Origin of the sequence: Streptomyces niphimycinicus (assembly GCF_018883605.1) — a bacterium.
Taxonomy (GTDB): Bacteria; Actinomycetota; Actinomycetes; order Streptomycetales; family Streptomycetaceae; genus Streptomyces; species Streptomyces niphimycinicus.
Genome location: NZ_JAHLEM010000726.1, coordinates 1 through 10235, shown reverse-complemented (window position 1 = coordinate 10235; position 10235 = coordinate 1). Strand labels below are relative to the sequence as shown.

The window sequence follows — 10235 nt, the reverse complement described above, 5'->3', positions numbered from 1 at the left end:
GATGCCCACAGTCGCGAGCATGAGTGTGCGTGTGCGCTGCGGGTGTCGCTGCTGTTCCCGTCGCCTCTCATGCGCCACCAAGTAGGGGCGCACCATGGCAAGCGCGTGTCCGTCGAGTGCCCGGGGGTCGATGGCGGGAGCGGAAACCCGCGCGGCATGCACAGGGGGTGCCACGTAGGCGCGGCTGTGCTTGCCGGGCGTGCGTCGTCCGAACAGGGCTTCTCTCACCCATTCGAGCGCGTGTGGTAAGTAGTGCATTGGCTGCCTGCTCTCTCAGGTGGTCCATGCCCCCGGCCGTTCGCGCGGTGCGGGGGTCTTGCATCCGTCCAGCGAACTGGGCGGGGCGGGAGAGAGACAGGGACGCAACGGCCTAGTTTCGCGGCCTTAGTTGGCGACGCCCAGGAACTCAGCGAGGCGACGCAGTCCGGGCGGATGGTTAGGCCCTGCCCAAAGGTCACTGACGATGGCGACGGCCAGCGTGTGATGCCGCATCCATGCGGGGGCAGTCTTCCGCAGCCTTTCAAGGGCCTTAACGGCGCCTTCCGAATTCCCCAAATCGGCGTGGGCGCGTGCGACGTCGAGGAGTAGCCATGTACGCCAGGAGGACGGAGTGTCGACGCTCAGGCGCATTCCCTTGGCAAGGTTCAGCGCCTCTTCTGGTCGCGCATGTTGAACGGCCAGACGGACGCGCTCAATACGGACGGATGAGCGACTGAAGACAGAGAACATCTTTCCGTCTTCCGGCTGCGGAAGCGTCGCAAGGCGGCGTGTTGCATCCTCGGCTGTGACCATCATTTCATTGGCCTTTTCGTAGTCGCCAGACCGCGCGGCGCTTGTCGCAGCCGACATGAGTAGTCCGCCCCATACGCGGACACCTTCCGCAGTGTCCCCGTGTTCCTGCTCGACTGAATCCGCCGCATGAACAGCTAGGCTTTCTGCATCGTCTAGGCGGTTTTGCCTCTGATAGTTCCATGCAACGGAATTTGAGATCATCCCCGGTAGTAGCGGATCGGATGAGTCGGAGGCGGCATTCATGGCGCGCTCAAGAGCGCTTAGTGCAAGGTCAATTTTTCCGAGACGGATTGCCAGGTGTCCGGCCAACTGGAGCGCCTTGCCCAATGCGGCCTGTCCCGCTGCTCTTTCATCAGCAGTGCCCACAGCGGCAACAAAGCGAGCGTCAGAGATGATGCCGGGCAAGGCGTCCATGAGACGCCCAAATTCGGCATCATGGTAAAGGGTCCAACCGTCGGAAATCTCGCGCCGCAAGAGGGGCAGGGAAAGCCTCTCGACAGCAGAAGGTTCCGGAGGCGGAGCGAACAGAGGGGGCATGATTGCGCGGCGCACGGCGACCAACTGGGGTGGGTCCGCCTCGCCGTTGGACGGTACGCCCGGAGGGTCACCCAGTAGCGCCGTCAGCTCGACGCCCAGGCCGCGCGACAGGGCATGCAGGGTCGGCAGGCGCGCAGAGTGCTTCCGCTTCTGCTCCAGCTTGCGCACGACGTCAACGGACATGCCGGACCGTTCGGCCAACCCTTCCTGCGTGAGATCCGCCAAGCGGCGCAGGCGCGCTACGCGGTCCCCCAGATGCTCACTCATGGCATAGAGGTTACGCCCTGGTCGTGTCCGTGTGCCCTCACTCGAACAGGTCAACTCCCTTGGCACAACGCAGAAAAGAGCCCCGGTACCGTCCCGCAGATGCGAGAAGTACCGAGGCCCTTTTTGTTGCCTTTCAGCTAGCCGAGTTGGCAAACCACTTGATTGCGCCTGTGGTGTCGACAAGGGCGGCGTCCGCCCGGAGGATGGCGCGGAAGGTTACAAGGTCGGAGTTGAACGCGTAGTCGTCGGACCGCTCGAAACGGATTCCGTTGACCATGCGCACAAAGTAGCGCGACCAGTCACCGAACAGTACAGACTTTGCGCCCGCGCCCATGGCGGGAACGAATGGATCGATGAAGGCTGGCTTTCCGATCATTGCCCCGGAGGCGCCGGCTGGGCCATCGGTGACGAATTCGGTTCCGGCTGTTTCGCCCGTGGTGGCCTTTAGCTTGCGAATGGCCGTGAGCGTTGCGTTGCGCAATAGCCAACCGGCCGCAGGCTGCATTACGTACGGTTCGGCGAGCGACCCGAACAGGTCGTAAATCAGATCTGTTCCCTGCCCGGCCGTTCCTTGGGTGCCGAAGCTAGAGGCGGTACCGGTCGGCCCTGTGGCGCCTGTCGTGGCGTCCAGTATCACGCCGCGCGGCTGTCCCGATCCTGTGCCGTTTACGAGGTGTGCGCCGAGCCCCAGCCCGATAGCCTGCCCAGCCTCACGCGCCAAATACCCCTCCAGATCTACTCCGGAATCTTGCACAAGCTCAGACGAGACCTGGACGGAAAAGGCGTACTTGAATGCACCCAGTGAAACGCTGGAAAGCGTGGGGTCCGACGCCGGTATCGTTCCGCCCTCAGAGACGATGGATGCCGTAGAGAGAGCGGATGTGCGGGGCACGCGCAGGGTTTCGCCCGACGTCGTGGTAAGCAGTGTCGCGCCCGCCCGGAGGACTGCCGAGGATTCCACCATGTGCTCAACGAGTCGGCCATAGAAAGACACGGGAGCCATGTTTGCGGGTGACGTGGTGACGAGACCACGGCGCTCCAGTCCGGGCTGATAGGCAGAGCGCGCATTTTCCCAGCGGACATCAATCGGGCGCGGGTTGCGCTCAAGGATCATGCTGCGGAAGTCGTCGGCCAGTTCAGTACTACGCTGATAGCGTCGCCCGTTGCCGTGACCGGACAGAATAGCGCTCGCTTCCTCAGCCCTCCGTTCGTCGTTCTCAAGCTGGGCAATGCGCTCATCGAAGAGTTCGAGATCAGCCAGCAGCTTTCGCCACCGGCTGTCTTCCTCTGCCGTAAAGGACCGGTTTTCGTCTGCCGCACGGTCCGCTATGCGCTTCGCCTCATTCCACGCAGCCGTACGGTTCTCCTTGACACGCCTTACAAGTTCAGAGGACATGGCTGTACCACCTGATTCCTTAGTTCGCGATTGGAGTCAGGTGGGTTTCGCCCTGCCTGGGATCTTCGGGATTCAGTTAGAGGGATGCGTGGCGCGCTGTCCCTGTGCGAGACGCGAAAGCCGCAGCGTGTCCGAAGGCACTACGGCTTTCGCGTCTGCGCTATTCAGTTGTCGTGCCGGATGGGTGTCGCCCTGTCCAGCGGTTCACACGAGCGGCTAAGGCAGAACGGAAACCCGCGCTGTATATAGCCGCGCGCTTGGGCCGACTGTCGCCGGACCCAAGATCAACGGCGGGGAATCGCCCCGCACAATTTTTAGAAAGTTGGGCGTGGGGCTGGGAAAGCCGCCTGTCAAAAAATGGAGCGCTCGCAGGTCATTGGCTCGCGCGCTCGCGTCGCCACATGCGGAAGTAGTGAGCGAGACACAACCCGCGCGAATGCTGCGGCTTGCCGCAGGATGCGACCAAGCAGGGGCCGAGTCGTTCGCCGCGCTCGCGCCGGTAGCAGGAGCGGCACAGGCCCCGGGCGTACGGGGGCGCGCTGCATCCGTCTGTGCGGCACATGGCTGCCTCCTGCCCTGTCGGGGCGGCTGTCTGGCGAGAGCGCCCAGGGGGCGCCTGCGGGCCGTTCCTGCGTCCAGTGGCGCCCGGGTGCCTGCGTACCTGGGAAGCGCCCAGCGCGGGCATGAGAAAGGTCCCGACCGAGGAAGGTGCGGGACCTGAGTGCTCCGGCCTTAATGAGGGCATGCGGGGCGTGCATTCATCTTCGCTCGTTCGCTTCCTTTCGTCCAGTGCTATAAGGGTCCTTCCTTTGTGATCTGCTTCCTGTCCGATGGCGAACCCTGCCGTGATCTTGCTGTCTTGCTTTCAGTCTTTCTTGCCTCGCTCCCTGCCCTGCCTCCCTGCCTGCCTATAGGGGGCAGGCAGGGAGGCAGGGTCAGGAAGGAAGGTACGACCCTGCCGACGGCAGGGCTAAGGCAGGGTTCCGGCAGGGTCGGCAGGGTGGTGTTTCTTAGCCTGGCCGACTTGCTTGATGCTCACCTGGTCGTGATCTATGAGCCATTCAAGCGCCCAGTCTTTGTCGGCAGTCGCGCCCTTGACCGCTCGGCGTATGGCGCTTTTGCTCGCACCGGGGCTTTCCGTGAGGAATGCGAGGATGTCATTTCGCACCCGCTCTGGCGGTTCCGCCTTGTACCCCTTGTTGTCTGTCTGGACGGCTGGCCAGAGGTTGGCGGTCGGCAGGGATGTTCCCTCAAAGTTGATAACGAGGTCGGCGAAGTGCTGCGGCGTAGGTCCCGGAATGGCGTGGCTGCGGACCCACGCCCCACGGTCCTTTTCGACTTTGAGCCTGCTCTTTCCGGCCACCCCCTTACCGATGGGCCTTACCGGCTCAAGCAGGTATGAGACGCCGGTGAGTGCTGACTTTTTGTGCTGTGATCCAATGGCGCGCTTTCCGTCGTGCGGCACGTGGTCGAGAACTACCACCGCCCAGTGAGCCGCAGCGAAAGGCTTTGTCATCTTCGCGTGCCACGATGCGACATCCTCAGCGTCGTTCCCTTTCAAGCCCTCCATGGCCATCGCTTCGGTCATGCCGTCGAATATCACGAGCGTGCCCTCAAGTGAAATGAGCCGCTGGAACTCCTGTTCATCATCTTCGGTAAGCGGTCCGGTAGGACTGTGGTACTGAAAGAACGTGACCACGTCTCGCCGACTCGCGCCGAGAAGTTTTAGGCGACGCACGATAGACGCTGCATCGTCCTCAAAGTCGATATAGGCGACGTATCTACCTGCCTGGATTTCCTGGACGACTATCAAGCAAGCAAGCCACGACTTGCCTGCTTCTGATTCGGCGTGGACACCGTTGATTTTTCCGCGATAGAAGATCCCTATGGGCATGTCGCCGGAAAGGCGGCCAACGTCGGCCTGTTCCTCGGCCTCTGCCGTCTCCCATGCGGCGGCTATATCTACCGGAGCCCAGGCATACACCTGCCCGCCGCTCTCTTTCCGCAGAATTTCTTTAGCCCGCTTCTTGGCGCGCTCATAGCTGACAATCTTTTGCGCGTCTTGCAGTTCGGCAGCCTCGCGCCTTTGCGCTTCTATAAGCGCTTGCGTCTCATCATCGAATCCGGACACAGGTACACGCTGCCAAATGGCCGTGACTATCTTCTGCGCCTCGTCGCTGAGGGAATCCAGGGGTACAGACCCTCCGTTGAGAAACCAAGACATTGCGAGTCGGACGTCTATTTCAAACTGGGTTGCCTCAACGTCACTCAAGCTGCATCCCCGTTCGAGTCGCCTGATATTACCCGCGCAACGCGTCCGGTCGCGTTTGCTGCCCTTATGGCGTCGTGCATGTCAGTGACGGTGCCGCGCAATACGGGGCATGTCTCATCGTGGGCGATATGCAGATGTTGCATCCCGCGCGAGTCGCGGAATATTCCCTCAACGCGAGAGTTGCAGTGCGAGCATTTATAGTTCTCGGCGAGTTCCTGGACTGCTTTTGGCGGTTTCGACTGACAGGGGCCGTTGCCCCTCTTCCTTTTCCTGCGCTTCTTGGGCATGGTGACTCCAAATGGTTAGCTCAAATGTGTTGCCTCTATGTCGTCCCTCCTTGAAAGAGGGTTCTCCGGCGCCCGGGATGTGACCCCCATCTGCGTAGGTTTCGACTAACCTCCCGTATTCAGGTCCGGGTGACCATATGGGAAACTTCCCCTGTTGTTGAGCGCGCGGGCATTAGCCGACTGGAGGCAGGAGAGCGCGCAGCCTGGCGATTTGCTCGGGCGTGGGAAGGGGAGCACTTGCTATGACGCGCTGGACATAGTCCTCAAGCGTCGTCATCTTGAGTTCGCGCTGATCGTCCGTCACATCAGCGTCGGGGTTCTGCCGCTTCTTGCCTGCTATCCGGGCACGCACCTTGGCGGCTTCACTGGAAATAGGCATGGGAAGACTCCGGTAGGTGTCCGGACCGGTGCCGGACGGCTGTGGAGTCCTCGCGCTGGTGATCGGAGATCAGTCTCCGTGCGTGGTGGGCGAGATGACCACGCAATGTCAGCTTGCCGCAGTAAGCGCAGCGCAAAACACGAAAGCGGCTCAGCTCACAGGCACCTCTACAGAGCGTTACGGGATTAACTGCGTGTCGCTATTCAGCGCGGTCGGAAACGGGCTCACGGCGCCTGCTACAGACACGACCGCGCCCCCGCCCAGGTTCGGACGGGGGCGCGGTCGGTCGGGCCCTACGCGGCCGTACAGGCGGCGCAGGCGGCGCCTCTGTGCCAGTGCAGGCGCTCCGTCGCAGGCGCGCCGCGACCGCGCATGATGCGCACCTGGCCCAGCCAGTCAGCCGACAGGAGAAGCCGTGCCACCTCGCGCCGCGCTTCGATGGGCGCGGCATCCCAGCGTTTCGCCACGTCCTTACCGGGCTTGATGAGGTCCGTCAGAACGGCGGGCAGGGTCAGCCTGCGCTCTTCGTCCTCAAGCGTGCTGATCTTCTTGCCCAGCGTCTCAACGGTCCGGGCGAACATGCGCGCCTCTGCGATGCTCTCAGGCTCGGCGTTCTCCGCCTCGCTCTTCTCGCCCCGAAGCCGTTCGATCTCGCCCCGGATCACTTCGGCTCTGCTGGAGTCCTCCGGGGAAGCGGCGAAGTCGTCGTAAACGCGGTCACTGGCCAGGTACGCCAGAATCACCCCGGGGCGCTTCGCGTCACCGATGATCAGCTCGTCCACGGCAGACTTCTTGATCTGCACGCATGACTTGTTTCTGCACAGATAGTTGTCCGAGACCGCCGCTATCGGCCCGCCGCACACGTCGCACCGCATGGTCATCGTCAGGACGTGCTTAGCCTTACCCGTGCGGGTCGTACGGCGCTCAGGGGCAAGCAGTATCCGGCGCACCGCCCAGAACGTCTCTTCATCAACCAGCGCGGCCCAGATGGCGCGCGTAAGCGTCGCGTCCTCCTGCTGCGCCTTGACGGTCCGTCCGCGCGACTTGGGCGCATGCACGCGATATCCGCCGTAGGCGGGGCGCAGCGCCATGGAACGCAGGTGCTCAGGGCTGAACGGCTTACCGGACCGGTTGAGGTAGCCGAGCGCTTCGAAGTCCCGGGCAATCGACCGAAGCGTCTGCCCCTTGCGCAGCCGCGTGAACAGCTCGCGCGGCGCCTGCGACTCGTCCGGGTTCTCCACCCAGTTGGTCAGCTTGCCCGTCTTCTCGTCATAGACAGGCTTGTACCCGTGCGGAGCAATGCCGTTCGGGCGCCCCTGCTCCGCCTGGGCGGCGGCGGTACGGCGGTTGCGCATGCTCACTTTGTCGCTCTCCGTCTCGGAGTCCGACGCATCTTCCCGCAGGTTGCGCCGGTCCTTCCAGTGCGACAGGTCATACAGCCGATTGTCACTGGTGATGAAGATCTTCTTGCCGCGCTCCTCGCACAGCTCCATCAGATGCAGCCACTCAGACGTCTTGCGGCTGTAGCGGCTGTTCTCCCACAAGATCAGGACGTCCTCAGTGAACGCCCCGGAACTCAGGTCGGCAACCAGCCGCGCCCAGTCGTCACGCGCCTTGGACGCATACCGGCTTGCCGACCGGTCGTTGTCCACATAGGGCTGACCAGTGATCACGATGTTGTGCCGGGTGGTGCTGCGCTCGTTGTCGTCGTGCTGCTCCGTGACGGAGCGCTGACGGCCGCTGTTGTCCTGAGACACCCGCAGGTACTCACGTCCGGTGAGGACGTCCAGGGCGACGGAGAGAGGGGTCACGGTGGCGAGTGCGCTGGTCGAAGTCATACCGACAGCGTGCGCCCGCCACCCACTACTGACAAGGCGCACGCCCCCAGACCCCGCTCCTCAAGCGCCGGAGGGGCTGGAAGGCGGGGCTCCGCCCCAGACTCCTCTCCTCAAACTCCCCCAGAAACTCCCCCAGCTACCGCTGGGAGGTGTCCCCTGGCCACGCCCCAAGGCGGGCAGCGGAGGCCCCGGCCCAGCCGGCGTTGAGCCCCGAGCCCGGCCCTAGTCGTCGTTGAGCAGGGACAGGTCCTGGCCCGCCTCGGGCACCGCGACCATGCCCCGGTCGTCCGGCAGCGGCTGGATCGTGAACATCGGGACCCCGCCCTGCGGCAGCGCCAGCATCCGCGAGGCGTGCACCGGGCCGCCGGAGAGCCGCTCGACCGTCACCGCGTACGGGCCCTTGCCCGAGGCCGGGCGCGGTGGCTCCAGGGCCTGGGTGGTGCCGCCCTTGACCTCGTAGGTCTTGCTGACCGGGCTGCCGCCGCCGGCGCCCGCGGAGGAGGTGATCCGCACCTTGGCGGTCGCTCCCGGCGCCACCAGGGAGAGCGTCGAGCCCTTGGTGCGGTTGTCGGCCGCGGTGGCGCTGCGCTCGATCGCGCCGGTCGCCGGGATGAACGCCGTCTCCTGGTCGCTCCCCTTGCCCCGGGTCACCTGGAGCCCGGCCACCACCGGTGTGGCCGGGCCGTCGCCGCCCTCGGGGGTGAGCAGCAGCGAGCCGGGCTCGCCCTTGGTCACGTCGCCGAGGTCGATCGCGGCCGTCATCCCGCTCTTGACGTGCAGTGACTCATGTCCGGCGGGGGTGATCGAATTGTTCGGCCCGGCCAGCCGCACCTTGAGGTCCGCGTCGTCGGCCCCGGGCGCGAAGACGACCAGGCGCGCCGAGGTGGCGTCCTTGGGGATGCCGGGGATCGCCACGCTCGTCGAGGGCACGGCGGAGGCGGGCAGCCAGTCACTGCCCGCCTTCTGGTCCACGGCCTGCACGGCCGCGCCGATCCGGCCGGTGCGGGCCGTCACGCGGAGCGAGGCGCCGGCCGCCCGCTGGTCGGTGAGGGTCGAGAGCAGGACCGGGACGGTGGAGCGCGGCGGGACCGTGATCGACTCGTCGGTCGAGGGCTTCAGCCGGCCGCTCGGTCCGTAGAGCTTCAGATCCACCTCGGCGGCGGCGTCGTCCGGGTTCGTCAGATGGGCGAAGTCCTGGCGGTTCTTGTCGGTGCTGACCCCTGGGAACCAGAAGTCCGTATCGGGAGCGGTGCACGCGGTGCCCAGGATGCCGCGTCCGCTGCCCGCGTCGATCGTGGTGGTCTGCTGGACGGTCCAGCCGGGCGCGAAGCGGCCGTCGGCGGTGCCGATGAGCGCGGGGGCGCCCGCGCTGTCCTGGTCGGTGGTGACGGGCTTGCCGGGCTCCTTCAGGGGCAGTACGGGCTTGTCGCCGCCCGGGGACGGCTGGTCGCCCTTCTTGTCGCCCTTGCCGTTCTTGTCGCCCTTACCGGCGTCGTCACCGGGATTCGGCACGTCATCGGCGGGGTTCTGGGCGGGCAGCAGTGCGGCGGTGCCGTCCTTGGCGTCCACGCCGTCCCGCTTGGGCGTGTACGCGGTGTAGGTGGTGCTGCTCACATCCGAGGAGGAGGGCGTCGGGCACAGCAGCGTCGAGCGCTGCACGGGCAGCCGGGTGGCGGCCTTCGCGGTGGAGTCCGCGTCATCGGAGGAGCCCCCGGCGAGGGCCGCGACGCCGGTGACGGCGGCCAGCGCAGTGGCGGCGCCGATCAGGGACAGGGTGGTGCGGTTCATCGCTGCTGCTCGCTCCCGTCGCGGCGGTCCTCGGGGTCGGCGCCGCCGTACGTCGTATCGCCCTGCGGGGGGTAGCCGCCGTCGGGGTAGGGCCGCTGCTGGTCGTAGCCGTAAGGGTCGGCGTACTGGCCGCCCGCGTACGGGTCCGCCGGGTACTGGCCCTCCTGATACTGGCCCTGGCCCTGGCCGTCCTGGTAGCCGGCCGGATAGCCGGTGTCCTGATAGCCGCCCTGGTAGTCACCGGCCGGGTACTGGCCGCCGGGGTACTGACCCGGGTAGCCCTCGCCCTGGTACTGCTCGCCTTGGTACTGCTCACCCTGGTACTGACCGGCCGGGTACTGGCCGTATCCGGCGGCGGCGTACGTCTGCGCGTCCCACTGCTGCCCGTACTGCTGCTGATGCGGTACGGCCTGCTGCTGATGCGGCACCGCCGCGTACGGGTCACCGGCGGCCGACTGCTCGCCGTACGGATCGTTGGCCACCGCCTGCTCGCGCTCGCCGTAAGGGTCGTTCGCCGCCGCCTGGTCGCCGTAAGGGTCGCCCAGGGCGGCCGGCTCGGCGGGCGGCTCCAGCGGCGGCTCGCCCGGCCGCGGGGGAATCTCGTCCGGCAGCGCGGGCATGGCGTCCGGCAACGGAGGCATGGCGTCCGCGTCGGCCGGATCCGCGTCCGGCCGCCCCT

At 65.5% G+C, this 10235-nt stretch carries 6 protein-coding genes and 1 pseudogene; all 7 read right to left on the bottom strand.

Features of this window, described 5'->3' with window-relative positions; genetic code table 11:
- Positions 1-384: 384 nt before the first annotated feature.
- Positions 385-1596 carry a helix-turn-helix domain-containing protein gene (locus KN815_RS41315; protein ID WP_216346925.1) on the bottom strand — a complete coding sequence of 404 codons (1212 nt, stop codon included), beginning with the start codon at positions 1594-1596 and terminating at the stop codon, positions 385-387.
- A gap of 133 nt (positions 1597-1729) precedes the next feature.
- The gene (locus KN815_RS41310) at positions 1730-2992 is read right to left on the bottom strand and encodes a phage major capsid protein (protein WP_216346924.1); all 1263 of its coding nucleotides are present in this window, start codon (positions 2990-2992) and stop codon (positions 1730-1732) included.
- A gap of 970 nt (positions 2993-3962) precedes the next feature.
- Positions 3963-5264, bottom strand: coding sequence for an AAA family ATPase (locus KN815_RS41305; RefSeq protein WP_216346923.1), 1302 nt, complete (start codon positions 5262-5264; stop codon positions 3963-3965).
- Between the two features lie 459 nt (positions 5265-5723).
- Positions 5724-5930, bottom strand: coding sequence for a hypothetical protein (locus KN815_RS41300; protein ID WP_216346922.1), 207 nt, complete (start codon positions 5928-5930; stop codon positions 5724-5726).
- Between the two features lie 293 nt (positions 5931-6223).
- Positions 6224-7768: a recombinase family protein gene (locus tag KN815_RS41295; protein WP_216346921.1), complete on the bottom strand. Its 1545-nt coding sequence runs from the start codon at positions 7766-7768 to the stop codon at positions 6224-6226.
- A 222-nt stretch (positions 7769-7990) separates the two neighbouring features.
- Positions 7991-9556: a DUF5719 family protein gene (locus tag KN815_RS41290; RefSeq protein WP_216346920.1), complete on the bottom strand. Its 1566-nt coding sequence runs from the start codon at positions 9554-9556 to the stop codon at positions 7991-7993.
- Positions 9553-10235, bottom strand: a pseudogene (locus KN815_RS41285) (family 2 glycosyl transferase); the annotation flags it as partial. The pseudogene KN815_RS41285 and the gene KN815_RS41290, both read right to left, overlap by 4 nt.